The organism is Microbacterium pumilum, from assembly GCF_039530225.1.
GTDB lineage: Bacteria > Actinomycetota > Actinomycetes > Actinomycetales > Microbacteriaceae > Microbacterium > Microbacterium pumilum.
In genome coordinates, this window is sequence record NZ_BAAAOH010000001.1 from 1637497 (window position 1) to 1652947 (window position 15451).

At 68.3% G+C, this 15451-nt stretch carries 12 protein-coding genes and 1 pseudogene; 6 read left to right on the forward strand and 7 right to left on the reverse strand.

The features are described 5' to 3' along the window. Positions 1 to 37: 37 nt before the first annotated feature. The gene (locus ABD188_RS07245) at positions 38 to 1111 is read right to left on the reverse strand and encodes a threonine aldolase family protein (protein WP_425561332.1); all 1074 of its coding nucleotides are present in this window, start codon (positions 1109 to 1111) and stop codon (positions 38 to 40) included. Between the two features lie 111 nt (positions 1112 to 1222). On the opposite strand from ABD188_RS07245, the gene ABD188_RS07250 reads away from it, so the two are divergent. The 3 genes and pseudogenes from ABD188_RS07250 to ABD188_RS07260 form a co-directional block, all read left to right on the forward strand. After that, entirely contained in the window at positions 1223 to 1726 is a 504-nt protein-coding gene (locus ABD188_RS07250) for an SRPBCC family protein (RefSeq protein ID WP_344059967.1), read from the forward strand. Positions 1727 to 1803: 77 nt separating this feature from the next. After that, a complete protein-coding gene (locus tag ABD188_RS07255) occupies positions 1804 to 3198 on the forward strand; it encodes an FAD-binding oxidoreductase (protein ID WP_344059969.1) in 1395 nt (464 codons plus the stop codon). A gap of 81 nt (positions 3199 to 3279) precedes the next feature. Continuing rightward, positions 3280 to 4896 (forward strand): annotated as a pseudogene (locus ABD188_RS07260) (carboxypeptidase regulatory-like domain-containing protein); the annotation flags it as partial. A 32-nt stretch (positions 4897 to 4928) separates the two neighbouring features. Here the strand turns inward: ABD188_RS07260 and ABD188_RS07265 are convergent. Together ABD188_RS07265 and ABD188_RS07270 are read right to left on the reverse strand one after the other, a co-directional pair. Then, complete coding sequence (locus ABD188_RS07265; RefSeq protein WP_344059971.1) at positions 4929 to 5828, reverse strand: alpha/beta fold hydrolase; 900 nt, start codon at positions 5826 to 5828, stop codon at positions 4929 to 4931. Positions 5829 to 5845: 17 nt separating this feature from the next. Beyond that, on the reverse strand, positions 5846 to 6520 hold the full coding sequence (locus tag ABD188_RS07270) for an SDR family NAD(P)-dependent oxidoreductase (protein WP_344059973.1): 675 nt from the start codon (positions 6518 to 6520) through the stop codon (positions 5846 to 5848). A gap of 58 nt (positions 6521 to 6578) precedes the next feature. Between ABD188_RS07270 and ABD188_RS07275 the strand changes: the two genes are divergently transcribed. Beyond that, entirely contained in the window at positions 6579 to 7991 is a 1413-nt protein-coding gene (locus ABD188_RS07275; protein WP_425561333.1) for an MFS transporter, read from the forward strand. Positions 7992 to 7995: 4 nt separating this feature from the next. Here the strand turns inward: ABD188_RS07275 and ABD188_RS07280 are convergent, their stop codons facing one another. Then, entirely contained in the window at positions 7996 to 9447 is a 1452-nt protein-coding gene (locus ABD188_RS07280; RefSeq protein WP_344059974.1) for a DUF6421 family protein, read from the reverse strand. Between the two features lie 74 nt (positions 9448 to 9521). On the opposite strand from ABD188_RS07280, the gene ABD188_RS07285 reads away from it, so the two are divergent. Continuing rightward, complete coding sequence (locus ABD188_RS07285) at positions 9522 to 9974, forward strand: Lrp/AsnC family transcriptional regulator (RefSeq protein ID WP_344059976.1); 453 nt, start codon at positions 9522 to 9524, stop codon at positions 9972 to 9974. Between the two features lie 150 nt (positions 9975 to 10124). Then, positions 10125 to 11090, forward strand: a complete 966-nt coding sequence (locus ABD188_RS07290; RefSeq protein ID WP_344059978.1) for a diacylglycerol/lipid kinase family protein — start codon at positions 10125 to 10127, stop codon at positions 11088 to 11090. 88 nt (positions 11091 to 11178) lie between these two features. Here ABD188_RS07290 and ABD188_RS07295 read toward each other — a convergent pair whose 3' ends face one another. The 3 genes from ABD188_RS07295 to ABD188_RS07305 all read right to left on the reverse strand — a co-directional run bounded on the left by ABD188_RS07295 (position 11179) and on the right by ABD188_RS07305 (position 15429). After that, a complete protein-coding gene (locus tag ABD188_RS07295) occupies positions 11179 to 12711 on the reverse strand; it encodes a CoA-acylating methylmalonate-semialdehyde dehydrogenase (protein ID WP_344059980.1) in 1533 nt (510 codons plus the stop codon). A 73-nt stretch (positions 12712 to 12784) separates the two neighbouring features. Beyond that, complete coding sequence (locus ABD188_RS07300) at positions 12785 to 14110, reverse strand: aspartate aminotransferase family protein (protein WP_344059982.1); 1326 nt, start codon at positions 14108 to 14110, stop codon at positions 12785 to 12787. Positions 14111 to 14253: 143 nt separating this feature from the next. Then, the gene (locus ABD188_RS07305; RefSeq protein ID WP_344059984.1) at positions 14254 to 15429 is read right to left on the reverse strand and encodes an ABC transporter substrate-binding protein; all 1176 of its coding nucleotides are present in this window, start codon (positions 15427 to 15429) and stop codon (positions 14254 to 14256) included. Between the last annotated feature and the right edge of the window lie 22 nt (positions 15430 to 15451).

Here is a 15451-nt window from a genome sequence, read left to right on the forward strand (position 1 = left end):
GCGCGGAGCAGCGCTCCCGCTCAACGACCCGGGCTCGTCAGCGCGTCGTCTCGCGCTCGATCGCTGCGATGAACGCGTCGATGTCGGCTTCGGTCGTGTCGAAGCTGCACATCCATCGCACCTCGTTCTTCGCGGCATCCCAGTCATAGAAGCGGAATGACTCGCGCAGGCGATCGGCGACGCCGTCGGGCACCGTCGCGAAAACGCCGTTCGCCTGGGTCGGCTGTGTGAAGGCGACGCCGCGGATCGAGCCGTCGGCGATGCCCGCCTCGACGCCTGCACGCAGGCGCTGCGCCATGGCGTTCGAGTGGGAGGCGCTGCGCAGCCACAGGTCGCTCTCGAGCAGCGCGATGAGCTGAGCCGAGACGAACCGCATCTTGGACGACAGCTGCATGTTGAGCTTGCGGAGGAACGTCAGTCCGGCGGAAGCCTCGGGATTCAGCACCACGATGGCCTCGCCGAGCATGGCGCCGTTCTTCGTGCCGCCGAAGCTCAGCACGTCGACGCCGGCGTCGCGGGTGAAGTCCCGCAGCGGCAGACCGAGGGATGCGGCGGCGTTCGACACGCGCGCGCCATCCATGTGCAGCCGCATGCCATGCCCGTGCACGTGGTCGGCGATCGCGCGGATTTCACCGACCGAATAGAGGGTGCCGAGTTCGGTGGACTGCGTGATCGACACCACCAGCGGCTGCGCGCGGTGCTCGTCCCCCCAGCCCCATGCCTCGCGGTCGATGAGCTCCGGGGTCAGCTTGCCGTCATCCGTCGGCACGTTCAGGATCTTGATCCCCGCGACCCGTTCCGGTGCGCCGCCCTCGTCGACGTTGATGTGGGCGGTGGATGCGGCGATCACCGCACCCCAGCGGGGCAGCATCGACTGCAGCCCGACCACGTTCGCACCGGTGCCGTTGAAGACCGGGAAGGCCTCGACGCCGACACCGAAGTGCTGGGTGAAGACCTGCTGAAGCCTGGCGGTGTACTCGTCCTCGCCGTACGCGACCTGATGGCCGTCGTTGGCCGCCGCGATCGCGGCGAGCACCTCGGGATGGATGCCGGAATAGTTGTCGGACGCGAAGCCGCGGACGTTCGGGTTGTGCAGGGTGGTCACGGTCATCAAGCCTACGGCCGCGGCATCCGCTCACCGTCCGTCCGTCACCCTCCGTCGACAGTGTCGCCGCTTCCCGCTACGGTCGGTTTCGACCGGCTCAACGATGAAGGGCGCCTCATGGCCGAGCAGACTTTCGATGTTCACGTCGAGCGTGAGTTCGACGCACCGATCGAGCGCGTGTGGGCGGCGTGGACGACGCCAGACGACCTGCGCGCGTGGTGGGGGCCGACGGGCTTCTCCTGCCCGCGCGCCGAGGTCGACATCCGAGAAGGTGGCAGCATCTTCGTGACGATGCGTGCCCCCGACGAGTGGGGTGGGGGCGAGTACCACTCGGTGTGGGAGATCACCGAGCTCGACGAACCGGTGCTCCTGCGCTACATCTATCGGTTCACGGACGCCGACCGCAACGTGATCACACCGGCCGAGTCCGGCGTCCCGGCAGAGGGCATTCCCGACGAGGCCCACCACGAGGTGCTGCTCACGGCGGTGGGCGACGGCCGCACGCGGCTCGAGATGACCGAGCACGGCTACACGAACGAGCAGACGCGCGACATGTCGCGCAGCGGGCTCGATCAGTGCCTCGACAAGATGGCAGAGGTGGTCTCGGCGCAGCCGCGCTGAGGCGGCAACGTCAGGGCGATTCGGTCCATCAGCCCGCCCTCGTCGGTCGGGGTGCTCGCGTGGCTAGAGTCGAGTCCATGCCCGTGGACCCCCTCGACGCAGAGTCCGTCGCCGCCGCGCTGCGCCGGATCGTGCGGTCCGATCAGCTGCTCTCGGATCCGGCGCTTCGCGACGAGTATGCGCACGACGACGCCGAGTGGGCCGATTTCCACCGACCGCTGGCCGTGGTCCTGGCCGAATCGGCCGACGACGTGGCCGCCGTCGTACGTTTCGCCGCCGGCGCGGGTCTGTCGGTCGTCGCCCGCGGCGCAGGCACGGGGCTTTCGGGCGGCGCCAACGCGCTCGCGAACTCTCTCGTCGTCTCGCTCGAGCGCATGACCCGGATCCTCGAGCTCGACGTCGCCGAACGGGTCGTGGTCGCCGAGGCGGGAGTCATCAACGACGACCTGCGCCAAGCGGTCGCCGCCGAGGGTCTGTGGTATCCGCCCGACCCGGCGAGCTACCGCATCTCGACGATCGGCGGAAATGTCGCCACGAACGCGGGCGGCATCTGCTGCGTCAAGTACGGCGTCACGCGCGACTACGTCCTCGGCATGACGGTCGTGCTCGCCGACGGCGCGATCGTGCACCTCGGGCGCCGCACCGCGAAGGGCGCGACGGGCTACGACCTGACGGCCCTCATGGTGGGATCCGAGGGCACGCTCGGCATCGTCACCGACGTGACGCTGAAGCTCCTGCCCCTCGGCGGTCGCGAAGATCGCGCGATCGTGGGCTCGTTCTCGTCACTCGAGGCCGCCGGAGTCGCGGTCGCGGCGATCGGCGCGGCGGGCGTCATCCCGTCCGCCCTCGAGATCGTCGATGAGATGTGCCTGCGCGCGGTCGACGAATGGCAGTCGCTCGGGCTGCCGCATGACGCGGCCGCGGTGCTCCTGGCGACGGTCGACGAGCCTGGAGATTCGGGTGCAGCGGTAGCGGCATCCGTCGCCGTTCTCATGACGGATGCCGGAGCTCTGCGCGTCGAGCAGGCGGCGGCACCCGACGAGATCGAGCGCCTCTTCCTCGCTCGCCGGCTCGCGTACCCCGCGCTGGAGCGGCTCGGACCCGTGCTCACCGAAGACATCTGCGTGCCGCGCAGCGCGGTGCCCGAGATGCTGGCTCGCATCCGCGACACCGCCGCCGCGCACGACGTCGTGATCGCGACGATCGCCCATGCCGGGGACGGCAATCTGCATCCGCTCATCATCGCTCCCGAGGGCGACGAGGCCGCCAAGGCGCGTGCGAAGGAGGCCTTCGATCGCATCGTCGACGACTGCCGGGCCCTCGGCGGCACCGTGACGGGCGAGCACGGCGTCGGGCTGCTCAAGCTGCCGGGCGCCCGACGGGAGCTCGGAGAGCGCGTTGTCGGCATGCACCGGGACATCAAGGCCGCGCTCGATCCGCTCGGCATCCTGAACCCTGGCAAAGCCTTCTAGGACTGGCACCGAGGAGGTCCCGCCGCTACGGTCGGCGGTGGGGAGACGTCGCGATCGAGGTTCATAGGTCGCTGACGGGTCATGCACTGCGCAACCGTCGGCACGGAGGATGTTGTGAACCACAAGGAGAAGACGATCGCGCGCGTCCGGGTCGGACTGGCGATCGCGGTGATCGCGGGATTGGCGCTCGCCGCATCGCCGGCCGCCGCCCGAGAGGTCCCGAGCGTGGATCAGGATCCGGGGCGGACGGGGATCCCCGGCGAGGTGGTCGATCTCGCCGGCGCGCCGATTCCCGGTGCTCTGGTGCGGATCACACCGACCGACCGCGACCCCGAGCTGTTCTCCGAAGAGACGACGACCGACGCGAGCGGCGACTATGCGGTCGACCTCGAGCCCGGCTTCTACGTGGTGCGGGTCGAGGCCCAGGGCTACGTCGGCGAGTACTGGAGCAACGCACGCATCAGCGCCTATGCGCGCGAGCTGTCGTTGAGCGCCGGCCGGACGGAGGATGTCTCGTTCGATCTGGCGCCCCTCTCCTCCGAGGTGGGCCGCGTCACGGCAGACATGCGGCGTGCGCCCACCGCGGCTTCCGAGTCGATCCTCGCGAATGCCGTCGCCGACATGCTGCGGGCGCAGCCTACGAGGGACTCGTCGAACGTCGCGGCGATCGTGTCACCGTACGAGCTGCACGCCGATCTGCTGTACGCACAGTCGGCGGGCGAGGGCGACGGGGTCGTGACGTATGAAGAGCTCGCCGCGGTCATCTCACCCGATGCGGTCTCGGGCTCGACCATCCTCACCGGCGCTCAGATCCGCGGCATCCTGACCCCGTCTGCCGCAACCACAGGCGGAGTCGGATACGGACTGTCGGGAATCACCTACACGGTCGACGAGACCGCCACGGGAGCGGCACGCCTCCAGAACGTGGTCATCGACGGCCAGCCTATGGAGGGTGCCGGAGAATACCGCGTCGCCTACTTCGGGGTATCGGCGTCGGGCGGATTCGAGACGGAGAGCCACCCGGGGTGGGCCCTCGAAGGCGCGATCCGCGGTCTCGGACGCGACCGTCCCATCGCCTCGGGCGATCTCGCCCAGAAGTCGATCGGTCTCAACCTTCACGCGGCGACCGCGTCGAACGCGCCGGGCTACTCCGCGCTCCTGCCCATCGTCGTCACCATGTCTTCACTCGACTTCGTCAACACGCCTGCACGGGCAACGCTCGTCGAGGCGTCGATCGCCGGCATCCACGTCGGATCCGGAGCCATCGATCACGTGGTCGACCCCGCGCGTCCGGATGCCATCGGGCATTCGCAGCTCACCGTGTCGATCCCCACGGGTGTCGTAGGCGAGGTCCCGCTGGAGCTCACCACCTCGACGGGCACGTTCTTCTCGATTCCGATCACGGTATACAGCGGGCCACCACCGGCAGTGAAGGTGCCTTCGCGGGCATGGGGTGTGCCGACGAGCCTGGTGCCGCGGTCGACGGAGAACCTCACGTTCGTCGCTCACGTCATCGCGAGCGGCACACCCACCGGTGTCGTCACGGTCTTCGACGGATCGAAGGCGATCGCTTCGCGGTCCATCGATGCGCGGGGCCGTGCGGTCTTCACCTTGCCGCCGCTGAGTCCGGGGCTCCACAAGCTCTCTGTGGACTACCCGGGCGATGTCAACACCAAGCCGTCGAAGAGCGTCCCTGTGCCCGTCTTCGTCCGCGCCCCCGCGCTGAGCAGTCACTCCGAGGAGGGGCTCTGGAAACGCCTGCCTTCGCCGGCCTCTTCGACCAGCGGGGGCGCGGACAGCCAGGCCAGCACCCCGTCGTTGAACGCCTTGGGCTGCTCGAGGTTCGTCGCATGGCCCGCTTTGCGGATGACCGCCGACGTGCCTCTGGGGGCGAGGGATGCCGCCGCGGCCGCATGCTCGCACGGCCAGAACTCGCTCTCGCGACCCGCGACGAACAAGACCGGAACCTGGGTCGCCGCGATCGCCGGGCGCCAATCACGCCGGGCGTGATCGCCCAGCAGCTCGAGCTCGGCGGAGGTGAATCCCGCCTTCGCGGCCTTGAGGTCCATCGCCTTCAGCAGCCGCCCGATCCGCACCGGACCCTTCGACACGAGCGGATGACGCGCGGGGTCGGGGATGCCGGTCGCGAAGAACGTGTCGACGTTCGAGCTGTCGTAGTCGTAGAAGCCGTACGCCCAGTCGTCGGAGTTCAGCATCTTCGGCGTCTGGTCCACGATCACGATGTCGCGGATGCCGGCTGCCCCGCCGTTCGACAGCAGCGCCCAGATCGAGTTGCCGCCCATCGACTGACCGATCAGTGTCACGTCCTCGAGGCCCAGTTCACGGATCGCATCGCCGACGTCGGCACCGTGGCGGTCCATCGTGTGGCTGCCGTCCGGACCGACCTCCGAATCGCCGTGGCCGCGACGGTTGAACGCGATGACGCGATGACCGGCCTTCTCGAGCGCCGCGAGCTGCGGCCTCCATGACGTCGCGGCGGCCTTGAAGCCGGCGATCAGCATGACCGGTCGGCCCGCGGCATCCCCGGACTCGAGGTAGGTGAGCCGGACTCCGTCGGAAGTCGTGATCCCGGGCATCGTCGCCTCGCTCTGCTCGTCGTACCGACGCATCCGCGCCGACGATCAGCCTATGTCGACAGGTCGATGACGGTGTCGTTCACCGCCGCGGCATCCTGTGAGAACAGTCCGAGGTACGTATCGGCCAGCGTCTCTTCGAGGCCGGCGAGCGCCTTGACACGGAAGATGACGGATGCCGCGCGCAGCGGCTCGCCGGCATCCCGAGCCGCTTTCGCGAAGCCCTGCGCGACCGCGCGCATCCATGCCTCGCTCGCCGCCTTGACCGCGGCATAGTTCGCGCCCCCGGCGAGCGGGCGCGCGACGGCGGTCGACGACACGATCGCCTCGCGCCCCGCGGTGGAGGCTCGAACGTCAGCGTCGAACTCCCGGCTCACGAGGCGCAGAGCCGTGAGCGACGACTCGAGGAAGCGGAAGTCGTCGTCCGTCTGACCGGCGAGCCCGCCGCCACCCCGCCACCCGCCCACCAGGTGCAGGATGCCGTCCACCGGGCCGAGTCTGTCGTGCACCCGTTCGGCGAGCGCCGCCACCCCGGCTTCGTTCGTGAGGTCGCACACCTCGGCGACCATCCCCGCAAGGCTGCCGGCCAGCACGTCGGTCTTCTCGGGGTCGTGTCCCGCCACGACGACGTGCGCGCCGGCATCGAGGAGCGTCTGTGCCGCCGCGCGACCCGCCATGCTCGTGCCCCCGGCCAGGAGGATGGTGCGCCCGCTCATGGATCCCGTCATGGGCTCATCCTCGCACCGGGACTTCACTTTTGTCGGAGGCGGCCGTTACCGTCGAACGATGGCAGCCGACACCGATTCGGGCGCTCAGGGCGGAGCAGTGCTCGCCCCGCCTGGTGGCATGCGCATTTTCGTGCAGGTGCTCATCAACACCGGCGCCGCGAACGTCACGACGAGCTTCCTCTGGTTCGCGCTCACGTTCTGGGCCTATCTCGAGACGAGGTCGGTGCTCGCGACCGGAGTCATCGGCGGCGTGTACATGCTGCTGATCGCGGTGTTCGGGATGCTGTTCGGCACGCTCGTCGACCGGCATCGAAAGCACCGTGTGATGGTGCTCTCCGCCTTCGTGACGCTGGTTGCGTTCCTGGTCGCAGGTGCCCTGTACCTGGCGTTCCCCGAGTCCGCACTGGCCGACCTCGGCGAGCCCTGGTTCTGGCTCTTCTCGGGCGTCATCCTGCTCGGGGCGGTTGTCGAGAACCTGCGCAGCATCGCCCTCTCGACGACGGTGACGCTTCTCGTGCCCGTCGAACGGCACGCGAACGCGAACGGTCTCGTCGGCACCGTCCAGGGCGTGGCATTCATGGTGACGAGCGTCTTCAGCGGGCTCGCGATCGGCCTCCTGGGGCTCGGGTGGACGCTCGTGATCGCGATCGTCCTGACGGTCGCGGCCCTCGTGCACCTGCTGCTCATCCGCATCCCCGAGGCCGCCCCGGCGAGGACGACCGAGAGGCGGCCGCTGATCGATCTGCGGGGCAGCGTCCGCGCTGTCGCCGCCGTGTCGGGCCTGTTCGCGCTGATCCTCTTCTCCACGCTCAACAACCTCATCGGCGGCGTCTACATGGCGCTCATGGACCCGTACGGTCTCACCCTCTTCCCCGTCGAGTGGTGGGGCGTGGTCCTCGGCATCACGGCCACGGGGTTCATCATCGGCGGCGCCTTCATCGCGAAGTTCGGCCTCGGTCGCAATCCCATCCGCACGATGCTCCTGTTCGTCATCGTGATGGGTGGGCTCGGCAGCCTGTTCACGATTCGCGAGTGGTGGTGGCTGTACGCGATCGGGATCTGGCTGTACATGTGCCTCATCCCGATCGTCGAGGCATCCGAGCAGACCGTGATCCAGAAGGTCGTGCCGTACGAGACGCAGGGACGGGTCTTCGGCTTCGCTCAGGCTTTCGAGGCCGCGGCGGCGCCTGTGACGGCGTTCCTCATCGCGCCGCTCGCACAGTTCTGGATCATCCCGTACATGAGCTCCGAAGCGGGGCAGCAAACCTGGGGCTGGCTGCTCGGCGAGGGCCAGGCGCGCGGCATCGCGCTCATCTTCTTCTTCTCGGGCTTGATCATGGTCGTCCTCGCCATCCTCGCGTTCATGACGAAGGCGTACCGCACACTCTCTGCCGAGTACGCCGAGGCGCCGTCCGGCGACGGGGAGGATGCGTCGGAGGCGGACATGACCACCTCCGACGCGCGGGACTGACGGCTCAGTCCGTTCCGCGGATGCCCGCCGTCGACTCGATCACGGGCCGCATCTTCTTCTCGAGCGCCTCGTAGAACATCGAGAGCGGGAACTCGTCGTCCATCACCGCGTCGGTGTAGCCCCTCGGCAGGCCGGCCAGGATGTCGTCCGGCAGACCACGTGCCCACGCCGACGCCGGGTTCGGCGTGAGCGTGCTGCGCACCAGCTCGTACGCGGCCAGCCAGTGCGCGGTCTTCGGACGATCGATCGAGCGCCAATAAAGCTCGTCGATGGCGTCGCCGAGCGCGACGACGGCTGCCGGCACACCGTCCCAGTCGAACGCGAGGGACGTGTCGGTCCAGTGGAGCACTCCGTGCTGGTGCAGCCACGCGAACAGCAGCTGCCCGCCGACGCCGTCGTAGTTGCGCACGCGCGTGCCGGTGATGGCGAAGCGGAAGATCCGATCGAAGATCACGGCGTACTGCACGAGCACGGCGTGGTCGAGCATCTCGTCCTCGGTGTCCGTCAGTGTGGTGCCTTCATCGATGCGCGCCCGCAACCGGGCGGTGATCGCCACGCACTCGCGGAAAGCGGTGAGGTCGCAGCGCAGCTCCTCCAGCGAATACAGGAAGTACGGCATCCGCTGCTTGATCATGAACGGGTCGAACGGCAGGTCGCCGCGCATGTGCGTGCGGTCGTGGATGATGTCCCACATCACGAACGTCTGCTCGGTGAGCTCCTGGTCATCGAGCATCCGCGCGGCCGCCTCAGGAAGGTCGAGCTTCGTGATCGCGGATGCCGCCTGCACGACCCGCCGGTAGCGTGCGGCCTCCCGATCCTGGAAGATCGCGCCCCACGTGAACGAGGGGATCTCGCGCATCGCGACGGTCTCGGGGAACAGCACGGCGGAGTTGGTGTCGTAGCCGGGCGTGAAATCGACGAGGCGGAGGGAGACGAAGAGCTTGTTCGTGTACTCGGTCTCGAGCTGGGCGATGAACTCGGGCCAGATGACTTCGACGATCAGCGCCTCGACGAAGCGGTTGGACGACCCGTTCTGGGTGTACATCGGAAACACGACGAGGTGACGGATGCCGTCGATCCGATGCCGCTGCGGCTGGAACGCGACGAGCGAGTCGAGGAAGTCGGGCACCCCGAATCCTTCGGCCTCCCACCTCGCGAAGTCGGCGATGGACGCCTCGAGGTACTCGGCGTCATGGGGAAAGCGGGGGGCGAGCTCGGCGATCGACGCGATGATCGTCGCAACGTGCGAGCTCGCGGCGGCGTGAGCGTCCTCGGCCACCGAGCCTGTCGAAGGCCCCGAGTTTAGGGACGGGACCGATCCGTCCTTCGCCTGGAGCGCCTGCAGCGCGATCGCTGCGCCCTTGAGCGCGTGCCACGCCGCGGCGTCCTCGACGACCTCGGGTTCTCCGACGATGGACTGCGATGCACCGTGCTGGGTTGTCTGGGTGAAAGACATGGGAACCTCCGATCTTGCCGATAGGGCGGAAACATTCCGGTGATGTGCGGAATCTACCGATATTCTTCCATGTCATGGACGACCCTGTCGACGCGGCGATCCTGACCGAGGTTTCCCGAGACCCACGGGCGACTCTCGCCCAGCTTTCCGAGAGCGTCGGCCTCGGGGTGTCGGCCGTCCAGGCGCGGCTGCGCCGACTGGAGCACAGCGGAGTCATCGTCGGCTATCGCGCGATCCTCGACCCCGAGGCGGTCGGAAAGTCGCTGTCGGCTTTCATCGAGATCACGCCGCTCGATCCGTCGCAGCCCGACAACGCCCCCGAGCTGCTCGAGCACCTGGCAGAGATCGAGGCGTGCCACTCGATCGCAGGCGACGCGAGCTACATCCTCTTCGTCCGCGTCGGAACGCCGCGCGATCTCGAGGCGCTGATCCGCGACATCCGTCTCGCCGCGTCGGTGAGCACACGCACCACGGTCGTTCTGCAGACGTTCTACGAGAACCGGCCGATCTCACTGCCAGGCGCCTGAGCCGCCCGCGGAGCCACGCCCACGCTGCGGAAACCGCCATACGCGCCCGACCGCACAGGGGCCGTACGGCGGTTCGGACGGCGCACAGCGCTGGGTCATCGAGCACAGGCGTTCATGGCGAGGCGCGATGGGGCAGGTACGCTCAGCGACATGCACCAGTCTCCGCCTCTGCTTCCGAAGGTCAGCGACGGTGAGGGCGTGCTGATCGTCCTGAACGCCCGATCGGGGACGTCCGTGCTGCGCATGGATCCGCGGCCGGTGTTCGCGGCGCGACTCCCGCGAGCCGTCGTGCACGAGCTGGCTGAGGGCGACGACCTCGCGGATGCCGTTGCCCGGCACATGGTCGGCGCCTCAGCCCCGATGGTGCTGGGCGTGTACGGCGGCGATGGCACGGTCTCTCGGATGGCCGGTGTCGCACGGCATCACGTGCGGCCGATGCTCGTGCTGCCCGGCGGGACGTTCAACCACTTCGCCGGGTCGCTGGGGCTGGATGGCGTCGATGCCGCCATCGACGCACTCGAGACCGGATCGGGCCGCGAGGTCACGGTCGTGGAGGCATCTGCCGATGGCGACGACCCGCTGACGGTGCTCACCGCCGTCTCGGTCGGAACGTATCCGGCGTTCGTCGAGAAGCGCGAGGGCCGCGAGCATCTGGGCAAGTGGCTCGGCGGCCTCGTGGCGACGTTCGGGGAGCTGCGCGAGGCACGACCCATCGGGATCGCCAGCGGGGGACGCCGAACGTCGGCGTGGTCGGTGTTCGTCGGAGCAGGCCGCAACGAACCCGATCTGGTCGCCATGGTGCATCGCCAGACGGTGGATGACGGCGTGCTCGACGTCCGCGTGCATCACGCGCGCGGGTCGAAGGTGCAGGCCATGGCGTCACTCGCGTTCGGGCGGCGCACCACCGCCATCCTTCGCTCTCTCGGGCTCATGCCGAAGGGGTCGGATCTCGAGCGACTCGTCGTGCCGGCGTTCGAGTTCACAGTGGGTCCGGGGCCCGGCCGTCCGTCGGTCTTCGTGCACGACGGCGAGATCGAGCAGCGCGACCCCGCAGGCTTCACTCTGCGGTGCGTCGCCGTGCCCTCGGCGCTGCGGGTCTACGCGCCCGCGGTGTGACGGAGCACAGCACGTTTCGTCTCGTCGCTGCGTTCCTCGCTCACAACCCGCTGGTGGCGGTCGATGAGCGAGGAGCACCCCCCGCCGCTCAGTCGTGCTGCGGGAAGCCCAGATTCAGGCCGCCGTGCGACGGGTCGAGCCAGCGCGACGTGATCGCCTTCTCAGCCGTGAAGAAGTCGAACCCGTGGGGGCCGTATGCCTTCGCGTCGCCGAAGAGCGAGGCCTTCCATCCGCCGAACGAGTGGTACGCGACCGGAACCGGGATCGGCACGTTGATCCCGATCATTCCGACCTGCACTTCGCGCTGGAAGCGCCGAGCCGCGCCGCCGTCGTTCGTGAAGATCGCCGTGCCGTTGCCGTAGAGGCTGCTGTTGATGATCCCGAGCCCCTCCTGGTAGCCATCGACACGGACCACCGACAGGACCGGTCCGAAGATCTCGTCCTTGTACACGGCCGAGGATGTCGGCACGTTGTCGATGAGGGTGGGTCCGAGCCAGAAGCCGTCGGGGTCGCCGTCGGGCTCGACGTCCCGCCCGTCCACGACGACGGTCGCGCCGTCGGTGCCGGCGACGTCGATGTACGACGACACCTTGTCGCGGTGCTGGCCGGTGATGAGGGGTCCCATGTCGCAGCCGCGCGTGCCGTCGCCGGTGCGGAGCGTCGCCATGCGCTGCGAGACCTTTTCGACGAACTCGTCGGCGATGGTGTCGACCGCGAGCACGACCGAGATGGCCATGCAGCGCTCACCCGCCGAGCCGAAGCCCGCATTGACGGCGGCATCGGCGGCCAGGTCGAGGTCCGCATCCGGAAGGATCAGCATGTGGTTCTTGGCGCCGCCGAGAGCCTGCACGCGCTTGCCGTGACCGGTCGCGGTCTCGTAGACGTACCGGGCAAGGGGGGTCGAGCCGACGAACGAGATCGCGCGCACGTCGGGGTGCTCGAGCAGCGCGTCGACCGCTTCCTTGTCACCGTGCACGACGTTGAGCACGCCGTCCGGCAAGCCCGCTTCCTTCAGGAGCGCGGCCATCCAGTTCGCTGCGCTCGGATCCTTCTCGGACGGCTTGAGGATCACGGCGTTGCCGGCCGCGAGGGCGATCGAGAAGAACCACAGCGGCACCATCGCCGGGAAGTTGAACGGGCTGATGATGCCCACCACGCCGAGCGGCTGGCGCAGCGTGTAGACGTCGATGCCGGTCGAGACGTTCTCGGAGTAGGCGCCCTTCGTGAGGTGACCGAGGCCGCAGGCGAACTCGACGACCTCCATGCCGCGGGCGATCTCGCCGTGCGCGTCGGACAGCACTTTGCCGTGCTCGGAGGTGAGGATCTGCGCGAGCTCGTCCTTGCGGGCGTTGAGCAGCTCGCGGAAGGCGAACATCACAGTCTGGCGCTTGGCGATCGAGGCATCCCGCCAGCCGAGCCAGGCAGCGGATGCCGAGTCCACGGCGGCAGCGACGTCCGCTGTGGAGGCGAGCCGCACCTCCTTCTGGACCGTGCCGAGTGCAGGGTTGAACACCGGAGAGGTGCGTGCGGATGCACCCGCCCAGGCGGCACCATCCACCCAGTGGTCGAGGATCGTGGTGGCGGACGGCGTCGTCCGCTCGAGGGTTGTGGTGTCGGTCATGGTGCTTCCTTCCTTGGAGCCCTCCTCGTGGGAGAGCGGGGGCGTGCCCTTCGACAGGCTCAGGGACCGGGCGTCAGCCGCGTCGGAGAAGGTCGTCCTCGACGCTCGTCAGACCTTCATCGTAAATCGCCAGCGCCCTGGCCGCCTCGTCCTCGGTGACGACGCACGGCGGAACCACATGGATGCGGTTGTCGGCCGAGAACGGAACGAGCCCCCGCGAGACGAGCGCCCCCTTCAGCCGGCCGATCACGTCGGCACCTACGGGCTCACGGGTTTCGCGGTCGCTCACGAGCTCGATCGCCCAGAACACGCCCTCACCGCGTACCTCGCCGATGAGCGGATGCCGCTCGGCCAGAGCCTGGAGGCCGGGCCCGATCACTTCGGTGCCGATGCGCCGCGCGTGCTCGACGATTCCCTCGTCCTGCATCGCGTCGATCGACCCGACGATGGATGCCGCCGCCAGCGGATGCCCGCTGTAGGTGAGCCCGCCGGGGAAGACCCGGTCGTCGAAGGTCGCCGAGATCGCGTCCGAGATGATGACACCGCCGACCGGCACGTATCCCGAGTTCACGCCCTTGGCGAAGGTGATCAGGTCGGGCACGACGTCGTAGCCCTCGAACGCGAACCAGCGCCCGGTGCGTCCGAACCCGCACATCACTTCGTCGAGGATGAGGATGATGCCGAAGCGGTCGCACAGCGCCCTGACCCCGTCGAGATAGCCGGGCGGCGGAACCAGGATGCCGGCAGTCCCCGGTACCGTCTCCAACAGGATCGCGGCGATGGTCGCCGGCCCTTCGGACTCGATCACACGCTCCAGGTGTCGCAGCGCCCGCTCGGATTCCTCTTCGGGCGTCGTCGCCCAGAACTCGCTGCGGTACAGGTAGGGGCCGAAGAAGTGCACGTGTCCGCGTGCGTACTGGTTCGGCATCCGCCGCCAGTCGCCGGTGGCGACGATCGCCGCGCCGGTGTTGCCGTGGTACGAACGGTAGGTCGACAGCACCGTGTCGCGCCCGGTGTGAAGGCGCGCCATCCGGATGGCATTCTCGTTCGCATCCGCGCCGCCGTTGGTGAAGAAGACCTTCGCGAAGCCTGCCGGCGCCTTGTCGATGATCCGCTCGGCCGCCCGGCCTCTCGTGAGGTTGGCGGTCGCCGGTCCGACGGTGACGAGCAGGTCCGCCTGCTCGTGGATGGCCTTCACCACGGCGGGATGCTGGTGCCCGATGTTGACGTTGACGAGTTGGCTCGCGAAGTCCAGCATGCGGTTTCCCGCGTGGTCCCACACCGTGGCGCCGGACCCGCCGGCGATAACCGGGAGGTCGAGGCCGGCCTGCGCCGACCAGGAGTGGAAGACGTACTCCCGGTCGAGCTCCTTGGCCCGCGCGTCGAGGTCTTCTGTCATCGTCCGTCCTTGGGTGCTCGCATCGGTCGTCACGTGGCTACATTCGTCGCTTGCCGCGCGCGAAGCAACCGGCAGCCGGTCGCCGAGCAGGCGAAATCAGGACATTCTGTCCGTACGCCTGCTCGACGACCGGTCTGGAGGTACTACTGACCGCCCTCGGTGAGGGTCACATCGATCGGCGTGTACTCGCCATCGACGACGACACCCTCGTCCTTGAGCTCGGCGAGAGCCTTCTCGATGTACTCGTTCGAGTACGCGGAATCCGCGGGCTCGGTCGTGATGAGCTCGATGCCGTCCTGGTTCTTCGCCGAGAGAGCGCCGGCGACCGTCTTGTCCCAGAGCGCCTGGTCGACGACGCCGAACTCGCCGCCCGCCCAGATCAGCTTGTTGACCTCGTTCATCTGCCAGACCTGGTGCACCGGGCCGACGGGGAATGCCGCTTCGGCGTTCACCGCGATGTCGTACACGATGGATGCCGCCTCTTCCGGGTTGTCGCGCGAGAAGACCCAGCCCTTGGTGATGGCCTTGAGGAAGCGGACCGCTGCGTCGGCGTAGGCCGGGTCCTGGAGCCGCTCGGTATCGGCCCAGATGGCGTCCTGGTACATCGCGCCCACGGTGTCTTGGTAACTGACGACGTCGAAGTCCTCGGGCTGGTAGAGCTCGCCGGTGTCGGGGTTCACGACCTCGAGGATCTGCGCCCACTCGTTGTAGGTCATCGCCTGAGCCGCGTCGACATCGTGGTCCAGGAGCGCGTTCATGCTGAAGTCCTGGGTGGTGATCGACACGCTGGTCGAGTCGAGGTCTTCCGCTGCCATGGCTGCGAAGATCTCCCACTCGTTTCCGAAGCCCCACGAGCCGATCTTCTTGCCTTCGAAGTCGGAGACCGATGTGATCCCGTCGCCGGCCCACGAAACCTGCAGCGTGCCCGACTTCTGGAAGACCTGCGCGATGTCGGTCAGTTCGACGCCGGATGCCTCGAGCGTGCCGAGCACCTTGGGGACCCAAGCGATGGCGAAGTCGGCCTCGCCGGCGACCAGTGAGTCCTGCGGGACGATGTCTCCGCCGGTGGGGATGATCTCGACGTTGTCGAAGCCCTCCTCCTCGAAGTAGCCCTTCTCCTGCGCGATGTAGTAGCCCGCGAACTGCGCCTGCGGCAGCCACTGCAGGATCAGGCTGATGTCGGTGATCGGCTCGAAGTCCCCGGCGTCGCCGCTGGCGCTCGTGTCGGGGGATGACGGGGCTGAGCACGCTGCGAGTGCGAGCGCTGTGATGACAGCGGTGGATGCGACCGCGAGTCCGCGTCTGGTGCTGGTTCTCATGCTGTTCCTTTCGGGTTCGGTG

What these genes read in the sequence shown, in the direction of transcription:
- ABD188_RS07275 (WP_425561333.1), top strand. Translation starts at nt 6,579, where the DNA reads ATGGCAGCCGACACCGATTCGGGCGCTCAGGGCGGAGCAGTGCTCGCC.
- ABD188_RS07300 (WP_344059982.1), bottom strand. Translation starts at nt 14,110, where the DNA reads ATGACAGAAGACCTCGACGCGCGGGCCAAGGAGCTCGACCGGGAGTAC.
- ABD188_RS07290 (WP_344059978.1), top strand. Translation starts at nt 10,125, where the DNA reads ATGCACCAGTCTCCGCCTCTGCTTCCGAAGGTCAGCGACGGTGAGGGC.
- ABD188_RS07305 (WP_344059984.1), bottom strand. Translation starts at nt 15,429, where the DNA reads ATGAGAACCAGCACCAGACGCGGACTCGCGGTCGCATCCACCGCTGTC.
- ABD188_RS07255 (WP_344059969.1), top strand. Translation starts at nt 1,804, where the DNA reads ATGCCCGTGGACCCCCTCGACGCAGAGTCCGTCGCCGCCGCGCTGCGC.
- ABD188_RS07280 (WP_344059974.1), bottom strand. Translation starts at nt 9,447, where the DNA reads ATGTCTTTCACCCAGACAACCCAGCACGGTGCATCGCAGTCCATCGTC.
- ABD188_RS07250 (WP_344059967.1), top strand. Translation starts at nt 1,223, where the DNA reads ATGGCCGAGCAGACTTTCGATGTTCACGTCGAGCGTGAGTTCGACGCA.
- ABD188_RS07285 (WP_344059976.1), top strand. Translation starts at nt 9,522, where the DNA reads ATGGACGACCCTGTCGACGCGGCGATCCTGACCGAGGTTTCCCGAGAC.
- ABD188_RS07270 (WP_344059973.1), bottom strand. Translation starts at nt 6,520, where the DNA reads ATGACGGGATCCATGAGCGGGCGCACCATCCTCCTGGCCGGGGGCACG.
- ABD188_RS07295 (WP_344059980.1), bottom strand. Translation starts at nt 12,711, where the DNA reads ATGACCGACACCACAACCCTCGAGCGGACGACGCCGTCCGCCACCACG.
- ABD188_RS07245 (WP_425561332.1), bottom strand. Translation starts at nt 1,111, where the DNA reads ATGACCGTGACCACCCTGCACAACCCGAACGTCCGCGGCTTCGCGTCC.
- ABD188_RS07265 (WP_344059971.1), bottom strand. Translation starts at nt 5,828, where the DNA reads ATGCGTCGGTACGACGAGCAGAGCGAGGCGACGATGCCCGGGATCACG.